Genomic DNA, 636 nt, shown 5'->3' on the forward strand with positions numbered 1-636 from the left:
CTGTGGCATAGCCATTAAATGAAAGATAGGATACAGGTAAACTCACAGGAGTTCCACTGATAATGCCTATTTGCGAAAAAGTTGAAAATCCACTTCGTCCATATTGAGTTTTTATGGAGTAATCGCCCACTACACTACTACCGTTGAAAGACCAGGAGGGATTTGGAACTGATGCTGTAGGTGTAGGTCTTTTGGCAAAAGTAAGCGGACCGCTACCAGTAGGTGCATTAGGCAAATATAAGGTTATATTGTATCTGGCTGAACTAGCAGGTGCGGTGTTGGGTTCCAGTGTCCAGTAACCATCCTGAGCTAGAAAGGAAAATATATTCAAACCCTCTATCAGTGGCAATCCATTGGTACCACTCAAAGTACCCCAGGTGAAAAATCCCAGCACACTACTTACGCTCAAATCGGAGGTTACACTCATGCGTAAGCGTTCATACTTGCCAGCATCACCAATCGGATAATCATAATCTGAAGCAGCATCTGTCTGTGTAAAAGAGACATCATCTACATAAATATACCTGGTTCCACTGGCAGAAGTAGTAAAGCCTATTTCACATGTTCCGTTGGTAACTACTATTCCTGTAATACTAATTTGTGTCCAGCTATTATTGCTTATAGTTTGGGTAAGAG

General features: G+C 41.8%; 1 protein-coding gene. It reads right to left on the reverse strand.

Features of this window, described 5'->3' with window-relative positions; genetic code table 11:
- Positions 1-636 (reverse strand): hypothetical protein (locus QNI15_RS38925; RefSeq protein WP_314037610.1); only part of this gene is annotated, 636 nt, incomplete at both ends.

Source organism: Xanthocytophaga flava (assembly GCF_030068545.1).
Taxonomy (GTDB): domain Bacteria; phylum Bacteroidota; class Bacteroidia; order Cytophagales; family 172606-1; genus Xanthocytophaga; species Xanthocytophaga flava.